Consider the following 23,102-nt stretch of genomic DNA (forward strand, 5'->3'; position numbering starts at 1 on the left):
CGCAGTCCCGCGGGCCCCGTTCAGGCGAGATCTGTTTCCGGACGCCGCAAGACGGGCTCACCGCGGACGAGACGGGCGATGTCGACCTGGTCGAGCGAGGTGACCACGAGGTCGGCACCGGCCTCGGCGAGGCCGACCTCGTCGTCCGCGCGCGCGACCCCGATCGAGAGCATGTGTCCGGCTTCGGCGGCTTCGATTCCGCTCACCGCGTCTTCGACGACCACACATGCTTCCGCCGGGACACCGAGTTCGGCGGCCGCAGTGACAAATATTTCGGGATCGGGCTTCCCGCGGGCGAAATCGCGACCGGAGAGGTCTGCGTCGAACATGTCGCTCAGCGTGGCGCCTTCGTCGATCGAGGCGATGTCGAGGCCCTCGTCCCGCGCGAACACGTCCATCCGGACGGCCCGCAGGAACCGGAACGCGTTTTTCGACGACGACGCCGCGGCGAGGGGGACCCCAGCGGCCCGCATCGCGAGCACGAACCGCAAGGCATCCGGGTACGCCCGGAACCTGCCGTCGTCGATCAAGCGGATCAACAGATCCTGCTTGCGATCCGCATAGGTGCGGAGGTGTTCGTCGTCATCCGGGATCCCGAAGTACCGCAACGCGGCACCGGCGCCCTCCATGCGCGGCCGGCCCGACATCACCTCCTGGTACACCAGGGGAGTGAACGCGTCTTCCGACCACGAACTGCGGTCCCGGATCGGAGCCCATTCGCCGAGCATCAGGTCGCGGAGGCTCTCCCGCCACGCGTGCTCGTGGGGTGAATCGACGAGCACCCCGTCGACATCGAAGATCGCGCCGCGCAGTCCGTGCTCCCTCATCGTCGCTCCCGTCGTCCGGTCAGGCCGGTAGCTCGTGGCGATCCGGTGCCGCCGGCACCGGCGGAATATGGAACACGTGCGACGCGCCCGCCCCGAGTTCGACGATGTTGTCGGCGACGCCCACCCGCACCGGCACCCGGAAACCTTCGACCTCCGCGAGGACGGTCAACTTGTCGCCGACGATGCGCACGCGCAGGGGAGTGCCGCGATACCGCATCGAGAACGACACCCCGTCGAGCCGGTCCATCAGGCGAGGGCGGAACATCAGCGCGCCGCCGTAGATACGGGCGCCGACGTAGTAGCGCTGCACCAGGTCCAGCGTTCCGGCCATCACCCCCATGTGGATGCCTTCTTTGGTGGTGCCGCCCTGCAGGTCGCTCACATCGCTCTCGAGCGCCACCATGAACCGCTCCCACGACGACTCCGGATCGAACGCCGCCAGCACGCCGGCGTAGGTGAGAAAACTCAGCGTCGACCCGTGTGAAGTCCGCTGGTCGTAGTACTCGACCGTCCGCACAGCGAGTGCGCGGTCGACGTCGTAGCCGAGTCGCGCGAACAACGGTTGCAACTCGTTGAAGTCGAACAGGAAGAACAACATCACCGCGTCGGCCTGCTTGGAAACCTTGTACCGGTTCGGGTCCTTGCCCTCCGCCCGCAGGATGCGGTCCATCCGCTGGATGTTGCCGTACTTCTGCCGGTAGTGGTCCCAGTCGAGTTCCTCGAGGTCTTCGTATCCCTCGAACTGGCTGATCACCCCGTCGTGGAACGGCACGTACATCTTGGTGGTCATCTCCGACCACGTCTCCAGCTCCTCGTCGGTCACGCGCAAGCGGGCGCGCAGCGCGGTCTGGCGACTCGCGGACAGGCGTTCGAGCACGTCGAGTGCTTTTCCGGCGATCCACGCGACCATGACGTTGGTGTAGGCGTTGTTGTTCAGTCCCGCTGCCTCGACGTCCGGGTATCGCTCGTGAAATTCGTCGGGCCCCATCACGCCGTGGATTTCGTAGCGGTCCCGTTCGGGGTTGTACCGGGCGATGGACGACCAGAACCGTGCGATCTCGAGCATCAACTCGGCGCCGAAATCGGCGAGGAAATCGAAGTCGTCGGTCGCCTGGTAGTACCGCCACACGTTGTAGAAAATCGCTGCGCTCACATGGCGCTGGTTGCGGCTCAGGTCCGGATCCCACTGTCCCGACAGGGGATTGAGGTGAACGGTCTGGGTTTCCTCGGTGCCGTCGCTACCGCTCTGCCAGGGGAACATCGCACCGTCGTACCCGGCGTCCCGCGCCGCGGCCTGGGCCTCACCCAACCGGCGGTACCGGTAGCCGATCAGGCCTCGTGTCACGTCGGGCATGCGCAGGTCGAGGAACGGATAGACGTACAACTCGTCCCAGAACACATGCCCGCGATACGCCTCGCCGTTGAGCCCGCGCGCCGGCACGCCGGCATCGTGCCGCGCCGTGTGCCGCGAACAGACCTGCAGCACGTGCGCGACGTGCAACCGCAGCAACATCTGGACGCGGGGTTCACGGGGCACCCGGATATCGCAGATGTCCCACAGTTCGTCCCATGCGGCCTCGTGCTCGGCGTAGGCCTCGTCGAAGCCCGGATACCGCACCACGTGGCGTCCGGCCGCGGCGAGGGGCTCGGTGATCGCGTCGTCGCGGGCGGTGAACATCGCCACGAGTTTCTCGACCCGCACGGGCGTGCCCTGGGTGACATCGAACGCCAGCACCTGCTGGATGTAGTCCTCCATCTGGTACAGGTCGCGCTCGACGTCGAGGCAGTCCTGCTCGCCTTCGTAGAAGACCTGCGTGCGGGCAGCCTGCGCGATGTAGATGTCGGATTGCCGTGTCTGCACCTTCAGGGCGATCGTGTCGGCGCTGAAGGTTCGGGGGGAGACCGGATCGAGGTGGCGACCCTCGAGTTCGCGGTAGCGCGCGACCGCTCGGTTGGTCATGCGTCCGTCGAGCGCCGACACCAATTCGATGCGGCCGGACCAGTTCTCGGGGGTGATGGTCCAGGACAGGCCGCTCTGGTGCCGGTGCGCCATACTCACGAAGCGCCGGCTGTGCAGGGTGGTTTCACGGCCCTTCCGGTCCCGGAACCGGATCTTGCGCATCACGGTGGCGGTTCGGATGTCGTAGATGTGCCGGTACGACAGGATTTCGACGTTCGACAGCCGGATCGCGTCTTCGCCCTCGATGCGCATTTTCAGCACCAGCCAGTTGGGGAGGTTGACCAGATCCTCGTTGAGGACGGGGCGACCCCCCATGATGGTGGTCTCACGGTTGTAGCAGCCGTGGGAGTACGTGCCGGGATAGTGGACTTCGCCCATGTCCTCCCACTCCGCCGTGCCCCGCGTGCAGAAGTATCCGTTGCCGGTGGACGTCATCGCCTCGCGGAGTCCTTCTTCGTCCGCATCGAAGGTGGTGTATTCGAGAGTGAACTCCGGGTCGGACACGCTTACCTCCAGGGCGAGTAGCGGTGGGCGACGGATCAGCGGGCCAGGCCGGTCAGGAACTTCTCGACGTCCTGCACCGAGTCGAGCACGAAATCGGCGGCCGTGGTGCGGCCCGCCATCTCCGGGTCGTCGGGACGGCCTACGAGGATGCCGATACCCCGGCCGCGCAGGGCCCGGAACGCGCTTTCGTCGGTGATGTCGTCGCCGAGATAGAGCGGAACGATGTCGTCGGAGTCGAGCCCGAGAACGTCGATGAGGTGCAGGACGGCTTTGCCCTTGTTCCAGTCGATCGCCGGGGTGAACTCGTAGACCATCTTCCCCGGGACCAGAGTCAGACGATCGCTGTTCCGGTCGCGCAATTCGTGGATGATCTCGTCGACGCGGGCGCGGGTATCCGGTGCGGCCTGCCGGTAGTGCACGGCGACCGACGCGTGTTTGGCTTCGATGGTGACACCGTCGAGACCGTGGAGCCTCTCACGCAGGGTGGCGGTCGTTTCCGCGATCAGGTCCGTGAAGTCGGTGAGCGCCTCGTGCACCACCGGCCCCTGCTCGGGACTCCAGATGTCGAACCCGTGGCTTCCGGCGACGATCAGGTCGTCGACGCCCATCAGTTGCTGCACGACCTGGCGGTCGCGCCCGGTGACGATGCACACCGAGCACCGGTCCGCCAGATCGAGCACGGTCCGGCGCATGCTGTCGGACCAGACCGCGTCCTCGGGGCGGGAAACGATGGGTGTGAGTACGCCGTCGTAATCCAGGAACACTGCCGGCCGGCGGCCCTCCAAACGCTGCCGCAATGCTTCAGAGCCGAGGGCCGGGGGCAGATCTCCCACGGTCGACACCGTTTCCATGTCGTCCGTACCTCCTGCAGTCGGGGTCGTCGTCAACGGGTTCACGGCTCCGGGCGGTACCTGTCCGCCGGGGCCCGCCCTCCCCGAACCGTACACCTCACGGACTTGCGTCCGGAGGCATTGGAAGGGGCGCGATCCGCCGTCAGCGGATCGGGCGCCGCCACCGGGCGTCGTCGGCGGTCAGTTGCGTGACCAGGTGCTCCGACGCGTCGGCATTGCGGAACGGGCCGGCGAGCAGATCGGCGTAGACGTGGGACGGTGCGACGTACCGCAATCCTCCGCGACGGTCCATGCGATCGAACACGACGGGCGACCAGGGGATCGCGACGACGACGTCGCCTCCCCGGTCCACCGGGCGCAGACCGAGGACGGCCGCGAACTCGTCCGGATCGTCGGCGTAGACCTCGAGGAGCGCCGGTTCGGCGTAGTCGGTCGCTCCTACTCCGGTGAGCGCGTAGGGGATATCGACGTGCTCGGCGAGCCGGTTGCGGATTGCTGCCACGCCGTCCGGCGCCGCGAAACGGCGGATCGGGCAGACCTTCCGGTCGTCGGCCCACGCACGCAGCATCGGCTCCCACCGCACTTCGGTGATGGCACCGCGGGGAATGCGGCGGATGAGTTCGCGTTCGACCAGGACCTCGACGACGCGGTAGGTGGCGCCGGTCGACGCTCCCGACAGCTTGATCAGCTCGGGAACGGTGATCTCGCCCTCGTGGTCCGCCAGCGCGCGGACCACCCGATCGGACGGTTCACCGGTGAGGACTCCGGAGGGTCTGCCCGGGCCACGCCACGGATCGGCGTCGGCGCCGCGGTTACGCACCCAGATGGCCGGGCGTGCCGCCACGAGGGCGAGGTTGCCGGTGGCGTCGGCATAGGAGATGCCGTGCTGGTCGAGCTGGCGACGGACCGGATCGGACAAATAGTGGGCACAGACGAATCCCCGGTCGGATTCGGTCAATTCGGCCGTGATGCGCGCGACGTCACCGCTGAGCACTCCGCGCGAAGGTATGACCGCGAAGGACACCGACTCGCCGTCCGGTGCGGTGACGAGGAGCCGGCGGGGCGCCTCGGGGGAGCGGGACCGGTCGGCGCTCAGACTCCATCCGAGCGGCAGGCAGGCTTCGAGACCCGCGGCGGCGCGCCGGTAGATGTCGATGTGGCGTTCGGGGCGCGGCCCGGCCGGATTCTCGACGGTGGCCAGGGAGTCCAGTTGTGTCACATCCACCACAGTAGTCACTCTGTGCACGACGGAAAAGGCTTTTTCTCGAATTTCCGATGCGGCGGTCCACCCGGTGCCCTCGACGAAGACGAACAATCCATGCGCTAGCGTCTTTCGCATGACTGACAGCGCCGGCCGGATCGCATTCATCCAGGCCACATGGCATCGCAACATCGTCGACCAGGCCAAGGCCGGGTTCACCGACGAGATCGTCTCGCTCGGATGGTCCGCCGAGAACATCGACTACTTCGAGGTCCCCGGGGCGTTCGAGATCCCCCTGCACGCCGCACGTCTGGCGCGCACCGGCCGGTACGCCGGCATCGTCGCCGCGGGACTGGTCGTCGACGGCGGGATCTACCGCCACGACTTCGTGGCCACCGCCGTCATCGACGGCTTGATGCGCGTGCAGCTCGACACCGATGTACCGGTGTTCTCCGTCGTGCTCACTCCGCATCACTTCCACGAGCACGACGAGCACGTCTCGTACTACACCCGCCACTTCGTGACGAAGGGCGCCGAAGCGGCTCGCGCACTAGATGCCACCGTCACGTCGCTGCGCGCGTTGCCGACCGCGGACTGATCCGCGGCCGGCAACGCGTCGGGCATTTACCGCACCGGTCGCTGCGTCTCACTCTCGATGACGGGACTGTCGGCGACGGGAGAGACAGCGGGGGTGGACTCGGTGCGATTCCGGTAGGCGGCCCGGGCGTTCTCGTCCGATTCGAGAACGACGGACTGCAGTCCGAACGCGCCGGAGATCCGGTGCCGGGCCGCCTCCGGCATCAAACGCAGGACGGCGAGGATGGCGCCCGCGGTCCGGGGCACGTAACGCAGACCCGGACGTCCCGAGCCGATCACCGCGGTGATCGCCTGGGCGACATCCTCGGGACCCACCATCGCGACGCGCTGGATCAACGCGTTGGGCTTGATGCCCGCGATCAGTTCGGTGCGTACGAATCCCGGCGCGATCGTCGAGACCGTGACGCCGGAACCGGCGAGTTCCTGCCGCAGCACGGAGCCCAGACCGATCACCGCATGCTTGGTGGCCGAGTACACGGCGATCCCCGGTGCGCCCTCGATGCCGACGATGGACCCGAGGTTGACGATGTGACCGTGCCCCTGCTCGGTGAAGCGCGCGGCCGCGAGTTTGCAGCCGATGATCACGCCCCGCACGTTGATGTCGATCTGGCGGTCGGACACCGCGTCGGACTCGTCGAGGAACCGTCCGGTCGGCATGATGCCGGCGTTGTTGACCACGACGTCGAGTCCGCCGAGTTCGATTGCGGCGAGATCGAGAAACTGCTCGAACGAGCCGCGGTCGGTGACGTCGAGTGGCAACCCTAGGACGGTCGAACCGAACCGTGCGGTCAGCGCGGCAGCCGTTTCGTCCACCAGGGCCGTATCGATGTCGCCGATGACGACCTGTGCTCCGGCGCGGAGAAGGGCCTCCGCGGTCGATCGTCCGATACCGCGTGCGCCGCCGGTGATCGCGACGCGCTTGCCCTGTGCACCTCGGGTCATGTGTTGCCGTCCTTAACTCTCGAGCGGGTATTGCCGTGTGCTCACGCTAGAAAGCGGATCGCCGCAGATCCATGCCGAAAGCGGCTGTTTCTTGTGAATTTCGGCCACGTGGCCGATGATGGCACGTCGTGACGACCTTGGTCCCTCGCCGTGCCGCGACCAGCGCACGGCTTCTCGTGGACTTCGCCCGGGAACGCGGTATCGACACCCATCTGGTTCTCCGCGGCACCGGACTACCGGCCGAGGGACTCTCGGATCCCACGAGCGAGATCACGGACGAACAGGAACTTGCGCTGATCCGGAATCTGGTGGCGGAACTCGACGATGCTCCAGGGTGCGGGTTCACGCTCGGTGCGTCGTATCAGGCCGCCGTGCACGGCATCTACGGGTACGCGTTGATGAGTTGTGCGACCGTCCGAGAGGGGATCGAGGTGGGAACGCGCTACTTCGACCTCTCGTACGCGTTCTCGCGGGCAACGTTGGCGTACGCCGACGGTGAGGTGCGGTTCTCGCTCGACGATCGTGAGGTGCCGCGCGATGTACGGGGATTCCTTCTCGAACGCGACCTGTCCGGAATCCTGGCGCACTGGACGGCGTTGTGGGGCAACCCGGTCGAGGTGCGGCGGATCGAAGTGAACGAGTCGCTGTTCGGTCGCATCGCACCGATGGTGCGTGAACACGGCTACGAGGTGGTGTCTGTATCCGGGCCGCACACGGTCGTGGTGGACGCGGCGGCGGTGGAACGTCCGATGCCCACCGCCAGCGCGGCCGCGTCGTCGGTGCTGCTCGAAGAGTGCGCAGAACTCCTTCAGCGGCGGCGATTCCGCAGTGGAACCGCATTCCGGGTCCGTGAGATCCTGCTTCGTGCCGCGTCGTCGGGTGCGACGCAACAGCGTGTCGCGGGGGAGTTGGGGCTCAGCGTGCGGACGCTGCGGAGGAGGCTCGAGGAGGAAGGAACGTCGTACCGGGAGGTCGTGGCGGAGACGTACAGCGCGGTGGCCGAAGAACTTCTCGGTGCGGGGCTGTCGGTCGAGCGGGTGGCGCACCGCCTGGGGTATTCCGACGCGTCGAGCTTCACGGTAGCTTTCACGAGGTGGACGGGAACGACTCCGGGCCGGCGGGCCAGGGGAGTGCGTGGATGAAGGATAGGCAGCTTGATCCTTTTCAGGGGGAACGGTATTCGCGGCGGGGAAGGACGACGACATGGGAGTAGGGCGCACCCGACATGCGGGTTCGGCGGAGGACGCGACCCTGGATATTCTGGATCGGACGGAATAAACAAATAACAGAAATATCCGCCATTTCCACCACCAACTCGTCTCGATCCCGCCACTCACCAACACTTCACGTCACTCGCAACCTACGCCGGAGGTCTGTCGAAGTAGCGGGCGAGCCTGCGATGCCGGTGAGCGAACAGTCCCGCGATCACGCGGTGCGCCACGGAATCGACGATCGGTACACCCGACAAGGGCGCGCGCAACTCGAAGGTGAGGCGATCGTGGACACGGGTTCCGCCGGACGGCAGCGGTTGTAGTTCGCGTTCGTGCTCCCAGCGGCGCAGGAGCACCATGCTGGACTTCTCGTGGAACCGGCGACCGGGTTCGACGGCAGCGACGGTGAGGTCATCGAATTCGACCGGCAGTACCCCGAAGAGCAGGAGCGGTGCACGGCCCAGGCGCACGCCGACCGGCACCTCGTCGATGGACAGGCCCCGGACCGCACGCGGCATGCGCATCGACAGCACGGGAGCGAGTTCGTCGTTGATACCGCCGGGATCTGTGATGCGGGCCCAGACCGCGGGGATCGTGGCGGGAAGGACCGACTCGTGTTCGACGACGACACATCCCACTGTGGGCACCCTTCCCTCGGGGGAAGGACGATAGCAGGAGTGTTACTGCGATCCCGAGAAGGACGAGGACAGCAGGATTCGGCCTTCGCTCACCTGCACCGCGTAGGTGCGTACCGATCCGATCCCGTGCGCGGCGCACGCACCCGTGTCGAACGAGAACGCGTACTGATGCAGCGGGCACACCACACCGGTGTGGTCGATCTGCCCGTCGGCCAACGGCCCTCCCTTGTGCGGGCACACGGCGTCGGTCGCGCGGACCGAACCGTCGGACAACAGGAACACGGCGATCTGCCGCCCGTCGACCGTATAGGTGCGCCCCTCGCCGCGGGTGAGACCCGAGACCGGTCCGAGGTCGACGACAGCACTGTCGTCCACGGCGGTCATCGAACGGGGACCTGGGGGAGAGGCAGCAACGGCAGCGACGGCGCAAACTGCGCGGGAGACTTCGGGTCCGAACGGTCGAGCCAGGGATCACGGTAGCCGGCGACGGCGATCTCGACGCGTTCGTCCAGTCCGGACACCAGGTTCTCCTCGTCTCGAATCAGCAGGTCCTGTAGTCGGTCCAGACCGATGCGCGGCACGAAGGCGTAGGTCCGCTCGAGCCACTGCGCGTTCTCGCGGTAGTACTGGATGAACCGTCCCGCCACGGAAAGCACCTCGTCGGCGGAGTCCACGGTCGCGAGAAGGTCACCTTTGCGGACGTGTGCACCGGCGGCGCCGCCGACGTAGATATCCCACCGCCCGTCGCCGACGGCGACCACCCCGAGGTCCTTGCACAGCGCCTCGGAACAGTTGCGGGGACACCCCGCCACCGCCAGTTTGAGCTTGGCCGGTGTCTCGAGCCCCTGGAAGCGTTCCTCGAGTGCGATACCCAGATTCGTGGAGTCGCCCAGACCGAACCGGCAGAAGTCGCTGCCCACGCAGGTTTTCACAGTGCGGAAACTCTTGCCGTAGGCGAAGCCCGACGGCATATCGAGATCGGCCCAGACCTTCGGCAGGTCCTCCTTCTTGATGCCGAGGAGATCGATCCGCTGACCACCGGTGACCTTCACCATGGGCACCCGGTACTTGTCGGCGACATCGGCGATCCGGCGCAACTGATCCGGTGTGGTCACCCCGCCCTTCATCTGAGGCACCACCGAAAATGTGCCGTCCCGCTGGATATTGGCGTGCACACGGTCGTTGATATAGAGCGCGCCACGCTCGTCGACCCAGTCGGGGCCCCACAGTGTGCGCAACAGCGACGCCAGCGGCATCTTCGCGGAGGCATCCTCCCTGCCCCCGGTCGCGAGTTTCGCGAACACCTGCGACACCGCGCGCAGGTCGTGCTCGCGGATAGCGGCGATCAGGTCGGGTTTGGTCAGCGGGATGCACGGCACATACCAGTTCGCGGCGGGGTCCTCGGCGAGTGCGCCGCCGGCCGCGCACGCGACGATGTCACCCACGAGCGCCTTGCACGACCCGCAGCCCTTGCCCGCCCGGGTGGTGGCGCAGACGTCCGCGAGGCTGGCCGCTCCGCCGCGGACACAGGCGACGATGTCGCCCTTGGTGACGCCGTTGCAGTTGCACACCTGGGTGCTGTCGGGCAGATCTGCCGCCACGTCGGCGCCCTGGGGCTCTCCGATATCGAACAGCAGTGCCGCGCGATCCTGGGGGACCTCGATCATTCCGTCGAAGGCCTGTCCGAGCATCGACGCCCGGCCGATGTCGCCGAGCAGCATCGCGCCGATCAGTTGGTCGTCACGCACGACGACGGCCTTGTACACACCGCTGCGCGGGTCGTAGAACTGCACGAACTCGTCGTCTTCACGTTCGGGTCCCTTCACGCCCATCGCGGCGACGTCGATACCGGCGACCTTGAGCTTGGTGGTGGTCCGCGAGCCCTCGTACGCGGCGTGCGGGTCGGTGCCGGTGAGATGCTCGGCGAGCACGACGGCCTGCTCCCACACGGGTGCGACGAGTCCGTACACCTCGCCGCGGTGCTGCACGCATTCCCCGACGGCGTACACGCTCGATTCGCCGTCGCAGCGCAACTGATCGTCGACGACCAGGCCGCGTTCGACGAGAAGACCGCCGGTGCGCGCGAATTCGGTGTTGGGGCGGATACCTGCCGCGACGACCACCATGTCCGCCGGGACGACGGTGTCGTCGGCGAATCGGACCCCGACCACCTCGCCGTGGCCGTCGCGCTCGATGCCGATCGTGCGTGTACCCGTGTGCACGGTGATCCCGAGTTTCTCGATCTCGGTGCGCAGGACGCGGCCGCCGCGCTCGTCGAGTTGCTGGTTCATCAGGTGCCCGGGCGAATGCACGACCGTCACCTCGAGTCCCTGGGTGCGCAACCCGTACGCGGCCTCGAGGCCGAGCAGGCCGCCGCCGACGACCACTGCCGACACGTCGTCGCGGGACTCCGCCATCTGGAGCATGCCGTTGGTATCGGCGAGGGTGCGGAAACCGAACACGCCGCGCCCGAGGCGGCCGTCCGCTTCGCGCAGGCCGTCCATGTTGGGGAAGAAGGTCGACGATCCGGTGGCGACGACAAGCACGTCGTAGCCCACCACCCGGCCGGATTCACAGGTGACCGTCTTGGCGAACCGGTCGAGGCGGACCGCGCGGTCGCCCGCGAAGAGGGTGATGCCGTGCTCGCGGTACCAGCTCATCGGATTGAGCACGAGATCGTCGTCGTCGGCGGTCGCTTCGCCGGACAGGACGTGCGAGAGCATGATCCGGTTGTAGTTGCCGTACGGCTCGTCGCCGATCATGGTGATGTCGAAGAGGTCTCGACCACCTCGCGCGAGGATCTCTTCGACGGTGCGAGCACCTGCCATGCCGTTGCCCACGACGAGGAGCCGCCGACGCGGTGTCTCCGGTTGGGGCTGGGTCGATGTCATACTTCGAGGGTCGGCCGCGTCGGTGACGGATCGGCTGCCGGCGCGTTACATGCCGATCAGGAAGACCTCACCCCGTCCTTGCCGGAACTGTCAGGTCGCGGCGACGCAGGCATCGCGAGCGGGGTGACGACGGCGAGCAGCACCGCGGGCACGAGGAACGCAGCGGTCGGATCCGCCGAGTACACGGGCGTGAGCGCCAGCGGAGCGAACGCGCCACCGCCGAACCGGAAGGCCTGCACCACCGACACCGCGCCGCCGCGGTTGGCTCCGGGATCGCCCAGGACGGCGGCATTGACGCCGACGAGCACGCATTGCGAGGCGACGCCCGCGAGGAACCAGGCGACGGCGACGACCATGAGATTCGTCACCGTACCGACGGTGACCACCAGCACTGCGCCGGCGAAGGCACCGATGAGGACGGTGCGCCGCGCGCCGATCCGGTCGACGAGGATCCCGACGCGCCGGGCGGTGAGGATGCCGGCGAAACCGAGGACGGTGAGCAGCGCGCCGCGCTCGGACGGGGTGAGAGCGAACACGTCCTCGGCACGGAAGGCGAGGAGGAAGTTGAGTCCGCCGATCGCACCCCAGCCGAGCAGCGCCACGATGCCGATGCGGACGATGCGGGGACGCAGCGCGTCGCGAAGCCGGGCGGGTTCGCCGGCGGTGTCCTCGTCGACGGTGCCCGGTAGTCCGATGCACGCGAGCGCCAGTGCGGCGGCGGCGAGCACCACGAAGGCCCATCGCCAGTCGATCTCGGCGGCGAGCCCGCCGACGAGCGGCGCGAAGGTCAGCCCGGCGGCTTGCAGGGCACCGAAGAGACCCAGTGCGCGACCGAGCCGATTCTGCGGTGTCAGGGACGCGAGGGCCGCGAGCAGCAGCGGTGTGGTGAAGGCGTTGGCCGCGCCCTGGAGCATGCGGGCACCGAGCAGCACGGTCAGAGTGGGGGCGAGCGCGGCGGCGACGGACACCACCGCGTAGGCGAGGTAGGCGAGGCGGACCGTGCGGGCCCGGCCCCAGCGGGCACCGAGGGTGCCGGAGAACAGCATGGCGGCGGCGAAGACGCCGAGGTAGGCGGTCACGGAGGTGGCCGCGGTGGCGGCCGTGACGCCCAGGTCGGCGCCCATCTCGGGAAGCATCGAGACGACGACGCTGCCGCCGAACGGGCCGAGGAAGCCGCCTGTGTAGAGCGCCGCGCGCGGGAGTGCCGCGCGCAGGGCGCTCACTGGGCGAGTCCGCCGGGACCGCGTCGACGCAGGTAGCGCTCGAATTCGGCGGCGATGGCGTCGCCGTCGATGTTGGAGATGTCGTCGGTGATGTCGGATTCGGCTTCGGCGTCGCCGCGTTCTTCGAGTCCGCGGACGTAGTCGGCGACGTCTTCGTCGTCGTCGGTCATCTCGGTGACGGCCTCTTCCCATTCTTCGGCGAGGACGGGCAGTTCGCCGAGGGGAACTTCGACGTCGAGGATGTCTTCGAGCCGGCGGAGGAGTTCGACGGTGGCTTTGGGGTTGGGCGGGTGCGAGACGTAGTGGGGGACCGCTGCCCAGAAGGACACGGCGGGGATGCCGGCGCGGACGCAGGCGTCCTGGAGGACGCCGGTGATCCCGGTAGGTCCTTCGTAGCGCGATTTTTCGAGGTTGAAGCGTTTGGCGGCTTCGGCGCTGTACGCGGTGCCGGTCACCGGGACGGGCCGGGTGTGGGGGGTGTCGGCGAGCAGGGCGCCGAGAAGGATGACGGTGTGGACGCCGATGTCGTCGATGAGTTCGATGATGGCGTCGCAGAAGCTGCGCCAGCGCATGTTGGGTTCGATGCCGCGCAGCAGCACGATGTCGCGGTCGCTGCCGGGCAGTGCGCAGACCGACAGCCGGGTGGCGGGCCAGTCGAGTTCGCGGCTGACGCCGTCGACGAGCCGGACCTGGGGACGGTTGACCTGGTAGTCGTAGTAGTCCTCGGAGTCCAGTTCGGCGAAGGGTTCGGCGTCCCAGATCAGTTCGAGGTGTTCGACGGCTCCGCTGGCGGCGTCGCCTGCGTCGTTCCATCCTTCGAACGCGGCAACGAGCACCGGATCACGGAGGACGGGTACGTCCTGGTCCGGGGTGTCGGAGTTCTCGCGTGCATTCACTCGTCCAGCCTACGACCCGGGCCGGTTCGTCCGCCCACTAGTCTGGTGGGCATGTCCACCCCATTGCACTCTGTCTTGCTCGATGCGTTGAAGCGGCGCGTTGTCATCGGAGACGGGGCGATGGGCACGATGTTGCAGGCCGCGGATCTTTCGCTCGACGATTTCCGCGGTTTGGAGGGGTGCAACGAGATTCTCAACGAGTCTCGGCCCGATGTGATCCGGGGGATCCATCGGGCGTATTTCGAGGCCGGCGCAGATGTGGTCTCGACGAACACCTTCGGTTGCAACCTGCCCAATCTCGCCGACTACGACATCGCCGACCGCATCCGTGACCTGTCCGAACGGGGCACCCGTCTGGCCCGTGAGGTGGCCGACGAGATGGGCCCGAGCGACGACGGGATGCCCCGGATGGTGATCGGCTCGATGGGGCCGGGCACCAAGCTGCCCAGCTTGGGGCACGCGCCCTACGCGGTGTTGCGGGATGCCTACGCGGAGGCCGCTCTGGGCATGATCGACGGCGGCGCCGATGCGATCCTGGTGGAAACCTGCCAGGACCTGTTGCAGGCGAAGGCCGCGATCGTGGGTAGCCGCCTGGCGATGGAGCAGGCGGGCCGGCGACTGCCGATCGTCACCCATGTCACGGTGGAGACCACGGGCACGATGCTGCTCGGTTCGGAGATCGGTGCGGCGCTGACGGCGCTCGAGCCGCTGGGCATCGACCTGATCGGGCTGAACTGCGCGACCGGCCCGGCGGAGATGAGCGAACACCTGCGGTACCTGACGCAGCACGCACGGATCCCGGTGTCGGTGATGCCGAACGCGGGGCTGCCGGTGCTGGGGCCCAACGGCGCCGAATACCCGCTGGGTCCGGAGGAACTGGCGTCGGCGTTGGCCGGGTTCGTCGCCGACTACGGGCTCGCGTTCGTCGGCGGGTGCTGCGGCACGACTCCCGAGCATGTCCGGCAGGTGGCCGCGGCGGTACGTGAGGTGACGCCCGCCCCGCGCACGCCGGTGCCGGAGCCGGGTGTGTCGTCGCTCTACACGGCGGTGCCGTTCGAGCAGGACGCGTCGATCCTGATGGTCGGCGAGCGCACGAACACCAACGGGTCGAAGGCGTTCCGGGAGGCGATGCTCGCCGCGGACTGGCAGAAGTGCCTCGATATCGCGAAGGACCAGATTCGCGACGGCGCGCACATGCTGGACCTGAACGTCGACTATGTGGGACGCGACGGTGCCGCCGACATGGCAGAACTGGCGTCCCGGTTCGCGACGGCCTCGACGTTGCCCATCATGATCGACTCGACGGAGCCGGACGTGATCCAGGCCGGTCTCGAGCACCTCGGTGGCCGGTGCGCGGTGAACTCGGTGAACTACGAGGACGGCGACGGCCCCGGCTCGCGGTTCCAGCGGATCATGCAGCTCGTCGTCACGCACGGCGCGGCCGTGGTCGCGCTGACGATCGACGAGGAGGGTCAGGCCCGTACCGCCGAACACAAGGTGCGGATCGCGGAGCGCCTGATCACCGATCTGACGGAGAACTGGGGGCTCGCGCCGGAAGACATCATCGTCGACGCGTTGACCTTCCCGATCTCGACGGGGCAGGAGGAAGTCCGCCGCGACGCGATCGAGACGATCAGCGCGATCCGCGAACTGCACCGGCGACATCCCGAAATCCACTTCACGCTCGGCATCTCGAATGTGTCGTTCGGTTTGAATCCGGCGGCCCGGCAGGTGCTCAACTCGGTGTTCCTGAACGAGTGCACCGAAGCGGGGCTGGATACGGCGATCGTGCATGCGTCGAAGATCCTGCCGATGGCCCGCATCCCGGAGGAGCAGCGGCAGGTCGCGCTGGACCTGGTGTACGACCGTCGCCGCGAGGGATACGACCCCCTGCAGAAGCTGATGGAACTGTTCGAGGGTGTGTCGGCGGCGTCGGCGCGGGAGTCGCGCGCGCAGGAACTGGCGGCGCTGCCGCTGTTCGAACGGCTCGAGCGGCGCATCGTCGACGGCGAGCGCAACGGCCTCGAGGACGATCTGACGGAGGCGATGACGACGACACCGCCGCTGACGATCATCAACGACACGTTGCTGTCGGGGATGAAGACGGTCGGTGAGCTGTTCGGGTCGGGGCAGATGCAGTTGCCGTTCGTGCTGCAGTCCGCCGAGGTGATGAAGACGGCGGTGGCGTTCCTCGAACCCCACATGGAGTCCACCGGCGCCGACGGTAAGGGCCGGATCGTGCTGGCGACCGTCAAGGGCGATGTGCACGACATCGGCAAGAACCTGGTCGACATCATCTTGTCGAACAACGGCTACGAGGTGGTCAACCTCGGGATCAAGCAGCCCATCGCCACGATTCTCGACGCGGCCGTCGACAAGAGAGCCGACGTGATCGGGATGTCCGGTCTGCTGGTGAAGTCGACCGTGGTGATGAAGGAGAACCTCCAGGAACTCAATGCCCGCGGGGTGGCCGAGCAGTTCCCGGTGATGCTCGGCGGCGCGGCACTGACCCGCAGCTATGTGGAGAACGATCTCGCGGAGGTCTACGAGGGTCAGGTGTCGTACGCCCGCGATGCGTTCGAGGGCTTGTCGTTGATGGACAAGGTGATGGCCGTCAAGCGCGGTGAGGCTCCGGCGCCCGACAGCCCGGAGGCGCTGGAAGCTGCCCGGAAGGCCGCCGAGCGCAAGGAGCGGCACGAGCGCAGCAAGCGGATCGCGGAGAAGCGCAAGGCGGCGGAGGCACCGGTGGTGGTGCCTGCGCGCAGCGATGTCGCAGCGAATCTTCCGGTGCCGACCCCGCCGTTCTGGGGTACCCGAGTGGTCAAGGGCATCCCGTTGGCCGACTATGCGTCGCTGATCGACGAGCGCGCGCTGTTCCTCGGACAGTGGGGTCTGCGCGGGCAACGGGGCGGCGACGGCCCGACCTACGAAGAGTTGGTGGAGACCGAAGGCCGGCCGCGGTTGCGGTACTGGCTGGACCGGTTGGCGACCGAGGGGATCTTGCAGCACGCCGCCGTGGTGTACGGCTACTTCCCGGCGGTGTCCGAGGGTGACGACGTGGTGGTACTCACCGAGCCCCGCCCGGACGCGCCGGAGCGGTTCCGGTTCACGTTCCCGCGGCAACAGCGGTCCCGGTTCCTGTGCATCGCCGACTTCGTGCGGTCCCGGGAGGATGCGCTCGCGTCGGGGCAGGTCGATGTGTGGCCGTTCCAGCTGGTGACGATGGGGCAGCCGATCGCCGACTTCGCGAACGAGTTGTTCGCCGCGGACGCGTACCGCGACTATCTGGAGGTGCACGGTATCGGCGTGCAGCTCACCGAGGCGTTGGCGGAGTACTGGCATCGCCGGATCCGGCAGGAACTCGCGTTCGCCGGGGGCGGCACCGCCGCCGACGAGGATCCCGACGAGATCGCCGAGTACTTCAAGCTCGCCTATCGCGGGGCCCGGTTCGCGTTCGGGTACGGCGCGTGCCCGAATCTCGAGGATCGCATCAAGCTCGTCGAGTTGCTCGAGCCCGAACGTATCGGCGTGGAACTGTCGGAGGAATTGCAGTTGCATCCCGAGCAGTCCACCGACGCGTTCGTGCTGCACCACCCGGAGGCCAAGTATTTCAATGTCTGATCAGCTCGAATCCGGTTGCGCTGCACCGTCGATCGGGGCCACCCGACTGCAAGCGGTGCTGTGGGACATGGACGGCACGTTGCTCGAGTCCGAGCAGTTGTGGGACATCGGGATGCGGGAGTTGTCGCTGCATCTCGGTGGCCCGATGAGTGAGGAGACCCGGCGCGCGACGATCGGCGGACCGCTCGACCTGTCGGTGTGGCGAGCGTTCGCCGGTCTCGGTCTCGAACCGACCCCCGACGAGCAGACCGCCGCCGAGGACTGGCTCAACGCGTACATGGCCGGGTTGTTCGCCCAGGGTCTGCGGTGGCGGCCCGGCGCGCAGGCGGCACTCGATGCGGTACGTGCGGCGGGACTGGGCCAGGTGCTGGTGACCAACACCGGCCGCCGGTTGTGCGACGTCGCGCTCGAGACGCTCGGCCGGGACCGCTTCGACCACACGGTGTGCGGTGACGAGGTGCCGGCGGGCAAGCCCGACCCGGCGCCGTACCGGCGGGCCGCGGAGTTGCTCGGGCTCGATCCGGCGCAGTGCCTGGCGATCGAGGATTCCCCGACCGGCGCGACGTCCGCCGAGGCCGCGGGCTGCGCGGTACTGGTGGTGCCGTCGCTGGTGGAGGTGCCCGGCTCGCCGCGCCGGGTGTTCCGGTCGACGCTCGAGGGGCTGACCGTGGCGGACCTGCGCGAGTTGCACGGATCGGGATCGCGCTGACATGGCGATTCCCAAGATCGTGTTGTTCTACGCGTTCACGCCGCTGCCCGACCCGGAGGCGATCCGGTTGTGGCAGCACACCCTCGCGTCGTCGCTGGGGCTGACGGGCCGGATCCTGATCTCCGAGCACGGCATCAACGGCACCGTCGGTGGGGACATCGCCGCGGTGAAGCGCTACGTGCGCGGACTGCGCGGCTATCCGGCGTTCAAGGACACCGACGTCAAGTGGTCCGACGGCACCGGCGACGACTTCCCGCGCCTGTCGGTCAAGGTGCGCCCGGAGATCGTGACGTTCGGGGTGCCCCACGAGGTGAAGGTCGACGACCACGGTGTGGTGGGCGGCGGCACCCCGCTCTCGCCACGCGCCGTGCACGAACTGGTGTCCGAGCGCGGCGACGAGGTGGTGTTCTTCGACGGCCGCAACCGGTTCGAGGCGGAGATCGGCCGGTTCCGGAATGCGGTGGTGCCCGAGGTGGAGACCACCCGCGATTTCGTCGCCGAACTCGACAGCGGCCGTTACGACCATCTCAAGTCCCGTCCGGTGGTGACCTATTGCACCGGCGGGGTGCGGTGCGAGGTGTTGTCGGCGTTGATGCGCAACCGCGGTTTCGAAGAGGTGTATCAGCTCGACGGCGGAATCGTGCGCTACGGCGAGACTTTCGGCGACGACGGGCTGTGGGAAGGTTCGCTGTACGTCTTCGACGGCCGCATGAACGTCGAATTCAGCCCGGCCGCAACAGTGTTGGGCCGGTGCACCGAGTGCGGAACGCCGACGTCGCGGTACCGCAACCATCCCGATCGCGACGGCCGCGACCTGACGCTGGTCTGCGCGGGGTGCGTACCGGACCCCGTCGAGGCCTGAGGTGCGCGGAGCCCCGCTGCCGGTGCGGGACGGTCTCGGCCCGGACCGGCTGCGTATGCCCGCCGAGACGGACGCGGCCACCATCGTCGAATTTCTGCAGTCCCGTCACCCGGCGGAGGACTGGCAGGCCCGCGTGAGCGCCGGTGAACTCGTCGACGAGCACGGCCGACCGGTGGACGCCGGCACCCGCTATCAGCCGACCCGGTTCGTGTACTTCTACCGCGACCCGCCGCCGGAGGTGCCGGTGCCGTTTCCGGTGGAGGTGCTGCACCGCGACGACCGACTGGTGGTGGTGGACAAACCGCACTTCCTGGCGACCATCCCGCGGGGCACCCACATCCGGGAAACGGTGGTCGTGCGGCTGCGCCGGGAACTGGACCTGCCGCATCTGGTGCCGGTGCACCGGCTCGACCGGATGACCGCCGGTGTGCTGCTGTGCACCACCGACCCGCGCTGGCGGCGGCCCTACCAGGAACTGTTCGAGCGGCACCTGGTGGTCAAAGAGTACGAGGCGGTCGCCGGGTTCCGGCCGGAGCTCGCATTCCCGCAGGTCGTGCGCACCCGCATCGACAAGCAGCACGGTGAGCTGACCGCCGTGCAGAGCTTCACCGACCCGAACTCCGAGACCCGCATCGAACTGCTGGAGCGACACGGAGATCGGGCCCGGTACCGGCTGCACCCCCGCACCGGGCGCACGCACCAGTTGCGTCTGCACCTGACGGCGCTGGGGATCCCGATCGTGGGGGACAACTTCTATCCGGTGTTCCGGCGCCGCGACCCGGACGACTTCACCGATCCGCTGCGGTTGCTGGCACGTGCGCTCGAGTTCCCCGATCCGATCAGCGGGGCGACGCGGCGGTTCGTCAGCGCCCGGAACCTCGGGTGGTGAGCCGCGCGCCGGGCGCGGTGGTGTCCTGAATTCGGGGGGAGCGGCGCGGCATGAAACAATCAACCCCTGTGAAGACCTTCGATTCCCTGTTCGCCGAGCTGTCCGAACGTGCTGTGACCCGTCCTGAGGGGTCCGGCACCGTCGCCGCGTTGGACGCCGGTGTCCACGCGCAGGGCAAGAAGGTGATCGAGGAGGCCGGCGAGGTATGGATCGCCGCCGAGTACCAGTCCGATGAGGAGCTCTCCGAGGAGATCTCGCAGTTGCTGTACTGGGTGCAGGTTCTGATGGTGGGGCGCGGTCTGAAGCTCGAGGACGTCTACAAGCATCTGTGACGGCCGGCGCCGCCGCTTCGAGGTGGCTGCCGTCCGTGCCCGTGGACCTCGTCGATTCTTCCCTCCCTTTCCGAAAGGACGTTCGTCATGCTGCGCGTCGCAGTTCCCAACAAGGGCTCGTTGTCCGAGTCTGCCGCCGAGATTCTGCAGGAGGCCGGGTACCGGCGCCGCACCGATTCGCGGGATCTGACAGTCATCGATCCCGTCAACGACGTCGAATTCTTCTTCCTGCGCCCGAAGGACATCGCGATCTATGTCGGGTCCGGTGAGCTGGACCTGGGGATCACCGGCCGTGACCTGGCCCTCGATTCGGGTGCGCCCGTCGCGGAGCGGCTCTCGCTCGGGTTCGGGCGGTCCTCGTTCCGGTACGCCGGCCCCAAGGGACGCGACTGGACGGTCGAGGACCTGCACGGGCTGCGGATCGCCACGTCGTACCCGAATCTGGTGCGCCGGGACCTCGAGTCCCGCGGTCTCGACGCGACCGTGATCCGGCTCGACGGGGCGGTGGAGATCTCCATCCAGCTCGGGGTGGCCGACGCGATCGCCGACGTGGTCGGGTCGGGTCGCACGCTGCGGCAGCACGATCTCGTGGCGTTCGGTGACTCGCTGTGCGATTCGGAAGGTGTGCTCATCGAGCGGGAAGGCTCCGATCGTGCCGATCGGGCCCGCAATCAGCTCATCGCCCGGCTCGAAGGCGTGGTCTTCGCGCAGCAGTACGTGATGCTCGACTACGACTGCCCGAAGCACCTGCTCGAGCAGGCGGTGCAGGTCACGCCGGGACTCGAGTCCCCGACGATCTCCCCGCTGGCGAACGACTCGTCGGTCGCGGTGCGGGCCATGGTGCCCCGCAAGGGCCACAACGCGGTGATGGATCGTCTCGCCGAGATCGGGGCGCACGCCATCCTCGCGTCGAACATCCGGTCGTGCCGCGCGATGCGCGCCGCCGAATAGCTCTCCGGAGAAGAACTACCGGCGGGCACATCCCGTCTCTCACCTCAGGTGCGGTCTCGCGATCAGCGGGACCGCACCTGCACGTTCTGGGCGATGCGGCCGAGTGCACCGGCCTCGTCGTAGAGCACCCCGGCGGTCATACCGACGCCGTCAGGACCCACGGACGTCTCGGCGGAAATCCCGACCCAGGTGGGGTCGGGAGCGCGGAACAGGTGCACGGTCAGTTCGGTGTTGAGGAACAGCCAGCGGGTGGGGTCGAGCTTGGAGCCGACACCGTTGGCGACGTCGGCGACGGTCATCAGCCGGTCCAGCCCGGTGGGGGTTTCGCCGTCCACCAGCGGCAGCGGGGCACACACCCACGCCGCGGAGGGGCCCGGCACCCCGAACTCGGTGACGACCCGCCACTCGAGGGTAGAGATGTACCCGCCCGACCACGCCGGGTGACCGACCGAGCCCGCGGGAACGGTGTCGACCGGCGGCAGCGGCGGCTCCGAGGTGCGAGCGACGTCGGGCAGGTCGACGGTCTCGAGCCGCCAGCCGGTGCCCCGCGCGACCGCCCGGGCGGTGCCGTCGGGGGCGGTGGCCCACAGTTCGGCGACGACCAGTTCGATCTTGCGGCCCGGCCGGTCGATCCGGGTGCGCACCTCGAGGTCGGAGAGCGGAACCGGACCGAGCAGGTCGACGGTGATGCGGGTCAGCCGGGTGCCCGGGCGCGGCCGGTGCCGTTCGAGCGCGCGGGCGAGCAACGCGGACGGCGGCGCGCCGTGCTGCAGGTCGGGTCCCCAGGTGCTCACGGTGTGCTCGGTGGGCCGGAAACGTTCGATGCTCACGTCGGGGTCGGCCCCGGGATCGGCGGGGACGGGGACGGGCACGTAGTACGCGGCGGCGCTCACTGCAGGAACTCCTTGTGGGGATGGGACGGCACGGCGCCCGGTGGGAACCGGGCGCCGGATCCGATGATGGCAGTCGCGGCGCCGTGCGGCGCACACCGGGTGCGCCGCCGCCGGTGAGGGCGTGGTCGGTGGGGGGCGTGGTCGGCCGCCGGGCGCGACCTGGCACGCTAGAGACCCGGGACCGGCACCATGCGGGGTCCCGCGCGCCGAGGTCGGCGCGGTGATCGGACGAAGGTGGACACGGTGATGGCAGAAGGCGGACTCGGGCGCAGCGGACCCTTCCAGGTCGGGGACCGGGTGCAGTTGACCGACGCCAAGGGCCGCAAATACACCGTGGTGCTCGAGGCGGGCAAGGAGTTCCACACCCATCGCGGCGGAATCGTGCACGACGCGCTGATCGGCGCGGACGAGGGCTCGGTGGTGACCTCCACGAACGGCACCCCGTATCTGGCGTTGCGACCGCTGCTGGTCGACTACGTGCTCTCGATGCCGCGGGGCGCGCAGGTGATCTATCCGAAGGACGCAGCGCAGATCGTGCACGAGGGTGATGTGTTCCCCGGTGCGCGGGTGCTCGAGGCGGGCGCCGGATCGGGCGCACTGACGTGCTCGCTGCTGCGGGCCGTCGGCCCGGAGGGCACCGTCATCTCGTACGAGGTGCGCGACGACCACGCGGTCCACGCGGTGCGCAATGTGGAGACGTTCTTCGGGGAGCGGCCCGCCAACTGGAAGCTGACGCTCGGGGATGTCGCCGACTACGACCTCGAGGCGCACGGACACGTCGACCGGGCGGTGCTGGACATGCTCGCGCCGTGGGATGCGCTGCCGGCGGTGGCCGACGCGCTGGTACCGGGCGGGGTGCTGATCGTGTACGTGGCGACGGTGACGCAGTTGTCGAAGGTGGTCGAGGCGATGCGGGAGCAGGCGTGCTGGACCGAGCCGCGCTCGTGGGAGTCGATCGTGCGGGGCTGGCACGTGGTGGGGTTGGCCGTGCGGCCGGAGCATCGGATGCAGGGGCACACGGCGTTCCTGGTGTCGGCGCGCAAACTCGCCGAGGGCACCGTCACCCCGAAGCCGCAGCGCCGGGCCGGTAAGGGCTGACCCAGC

The 23,102-nt window shown here is 68.2% G+C and carries 20 protein-coding genes; 9 read left to right on the forward strand and 11 right to left on the reverse strand.

Annotated elements, in window-relative coordinates; all coding sequences use genetic code 11:
• Window positions 1-20 precede the first annotated feature (20 nt).
• The 4 genes from ACLQ3J_RS03545 to ACLQ3J_RS03560 form a co-directional block, all read right to left on the reverse strand.
• Entirely contained in the window at window positions 21-827 is an 807-nt protein-coding gene (locus ACLQ3J_RS03545) for an HAD family hydrolase (protein ID WP_425902175.1), read from the reverse strand.
• Window positions 828-846: 19 nt separating this feature from the next.
• Complete coding sequence (locus ACLQ3J_RS03550) at window positions 847-3,291, reverse strand: glycoside hydrolase family 65 protein (protein ID WP_169652073.1); 2,445 nt, start codon at window positions 3,289-3,291, stop codon at window positions 847-849.
• A gap of 35 nt (window positions 3,292-3,326) precedes the next feature.
• Window positions 3,327-4,142: a trehalose-phosphatase gene (otsB, locus tag ACLQ3J_RS03555; RefSeq protein ID WP_425902177.1), complete on the reverse strand. Its 816-nt coding sequence runs from the start codon at window positions 4,140-4,142 to the stop codon at window positions 3,327-3,329.
• Between the two features lie 142 nt (window positions 4,143-4,284).
• On the reverse strand, window positions 4,285-5,367 hold the full coding sequence (locus ACLQ3J_RS03560) for a helix-turn-helix domain-containing protein (protein WP_296549372.1): 1,083 nt from the start codon (window positions 5,365-5,367) through the stop codon (window positions 4,285-4,287).
• Window positions 5,368-5,479: 112 nt separating this feature from the next.
• Here ACLQ3J_RS03560 and ACLQ3J_RS03565 point away from each other — a divergent pair, with 112 nt between their 5' ends.
• Window positions 5,480-5,941, forward strand: a complete 462-nt coding sequence (locus ACLQ3J_RS03565; RefSeq protein WP_169622258.1) for a 6,7-dimethyl-8-ribityllumazine synthase — start codon at window positions 5,480-5,482, stop codon at window positions 5,939-5,941.
• A gap of 26 nt (window positions 5,942-5,967) precedes the next feature.
• On the opposite strand, the gene ACLQ3J_RS03570 is transcribed toward ACLQ3J_RS03565, so the two are convergent.
• Window positions 5,968-6,882 carry an SDR family oxidoreductase gene (locus ACLQ3J_RS03570; RefSeq protein WP_425902179.1) on the reverse strand — a complete coding sequence of 305 codons (915 nt, stop codon included), beginning with the start codon at window positions 6,880-6,882 and terminating at the stop codon, window positions 5,968-5,970.
• A 128-nt stretch (window positions 6,883-7,010) separates the two neighbouring features.
• Between ACLQ3J_RS03570 and ACLQ3J_RS03575 the strand changes: the two genes are divergently transcribed.
• Window positions 7,011-8,024 carry an AraC family transcriptional regulator ligand-binding domain-containing protein gene (locus tag ACLQ3J_RS03575; RefSeq protein ID WP_422424905.1) on the forward strand — a complete coding sequence of 338 codons (1,014 nt, stop codon included), beginning with the start codon at window positions 7,011-7,013 and terminating at the stop codon, window positions 8,022-8,024.
• A 218-nt stretch (window positions 8,025-8,242) separates the two neighbouring features.
• Here the strand turns inward: ACLQ3J_RS03575 and ACLQ3J_RS03580 are convergent, their stop codons facing one another.
• The 5 genes from ACLQ3J_RS03580 to ACLQ3J_RS03600 are packed head-to-tail and all read right to left on the reverse strand — an operon-like array spanning window position 8,243 to window position 13,741.
• Entirely contained in the window at window positions 8,243-8,740 is a 498-nt protein-coding gene (locus ACLQ3J_RS03580; protein WP_240952582.1) for a hypothetical protein, read from the reverse strand.
• 33 nt (window positions 8,741-8,773) lie between these two features.
• On the reverse strand, window positions 8,774-9,115 hold the full coding sequence (locus tag ACLQ3J_RS03585; RefSeq protein WP_425902180.1) for a Rieske 2Fe-2S domain-containing protein: 342 nt from the start codon (window positions 9,113-9,115) through the stop codon (window positions 8,774-8,776).
• On the reverse strand, window positions 9,112-11,622 hold the full coding sequence (gene nirB, locus ACLQ3J_RS03590) for a nitrite reductase large subunit NirB (RefSeq protein ID WP_425902181.1): 2,511 nt from the start codon (window positions 11,620-11,622) through the stop codon (window positions 9,112-9,114). Before nirB ends, ACLQ3J_RS03585 begins: the two co-directional genes overlap by 4 nt.
• 56 nt (window positions 11,623-11,678) lie before the next feature.
• Window positions 11,679-12,845 (reverse strand): MFS transporter, encoded by a 1,167-nt coding sequence (locus tag ACLQ3J_RS03595; protein ID WP_425902182.1) that lies wholly within the window; start codon window positions 12,843-12,845, stop codon window positions 11,679-11,681.
• Window positions 12,842-13,741, reverse strand: coding sequence for a PAC2 family protein (locus ACLQ3J_RS03600; protein ID WP_378527778.1), 900 nt, complete (start codon window positions 13,739-13,741; stop codon window positions 12,842-12,844). Before ACLQ3J_RS03600 ends, ACLQ3J_RS03595 begins: the two co-directional genes overlap by 4 nt.
• Before the next feature lie 51 nt (window positions 13,742-13,792).
• Between ACLQ3J_RS03600 and metH the strand changes: the two genes are divergently transcribed.
• From metH to hisG, 6 genes are all read left to right on the forward strand, one after another.
• Window positions 13,793-17,362, forward strand: coding sequence for a methionine synthase (gene metH, locus ACLQ3J_RS03605; protein ID WP_422424911.1), 3,570 nt, complete (start codon window positions 13,793-13,795; stop codon window positions 17,360-17,362).
• Window positions 17,355-18,071, forward strand: coding sequence for an HAD family hydrolase (locus ACLQ3J_RS03610; protein ID WP_296549358.1), 717 nt, complete (start codon window positions 17,355-17,357; stop codon window positions 18,069-18,071). Before metH ends, ACLQ3J_RS03610 begins: the two co-directional genes overlap by 8 nt.
• A gap of 1 nt (window position 18,072) precedes the next feature.
• Window positions 18,073-18,933 (forward strand): rhodanese-related sulfurtransferase, encoded by an 861-nt coding sequence (locus ACLQ3J_RS03615; protein ID WP_425902184.1) that lies wholly within the window; start codon window positions 18,073-18,075, stop codon window positions 18,931-18,933.
• A gap of 1 nt (window position 18,934) precedes the next feature.
• Window positions 18,935-19,822: a pseudouridine synthase gene (locus tag ACLQ3J_RS03620; protein WP_425902186.1), complete on the forward strand. Its 888-nt coding sequence runs from the start codon at window positions 18,935-18,937 to the stop codon at window positions 19,820-19,822.
• Between the two features lie 50 nt (window positions 19,823-19,872).
• Window positions 19,873-20,154: a phosphoribosyl-ATP diphosphatase gene (locus ACLQ3J_RS03625; protein WP_206037218.1), complete on the forward strand. Its 282-nt coding sequence runs from the start codon at window positions 19,873-19,875 to the stop codon at window positions 20,152-20,154.
• A gap of 87 nt (window positions 20,155-20,241) precedes the next feature.
• A complete protein-coding gene (gene hisG, locus ACLQ3J_RS03630; RefSeq protein WP_169622269.1) occupies window positions 20,242-21,105 on the forward strand; it encodes an ATP phosphoribosyltransferase in 864 nt (287 codons plus the stop codon).
• Window positions 21,106-21,167: 62 nt separating this feature from the next.
• On the opposite strand, the gene ACLQ3J_RS03635 is transcribed toward hisG, so the two are convergent.
• The gene (locus ACLQ3J_RS03635; protein ID WP_378527783.1) at window positions 21,168-21,998 is read right to left on the reverse strand and encodes a thioesterase family protein; all 831 of its coding nucleotides are present in this window, start codon (window positions 21,996-21,998) and stop codon (window positions 21,168-21,170) included.
• 246 nt (window positions 21,999-22,244) lie between these two features.
• On the opposite strand from ACLQ3J_RS03635, the gene ACLQ3J_RS03640 reads away from it, so the two are divergent.
• The gene (locus ACLQ3J_RS03640) at window positions 22,245-23,096 is read left to right on the forward strand and encodes a tRNA (adenine-N1)-methyltransferase (RefSeq protein WP_425902187.1); all 852 of its coding nucleotides are present in this window, start codon (window positions 22,245-22,247) and stop codon (window positions 23,094-23,096) included.
• Window positions 23,097-23,102 lie beyond the last annotated feature (6 nt).

This window comes from Rhodococcus sp. DT1, assembly GCF_049844875.1.
Taxonomy (GTDB): Bacteria; Actinomycetota; Actinomycetes; order Mycobacteriales; family Mycobacteriaceae; genus Rhodococcus.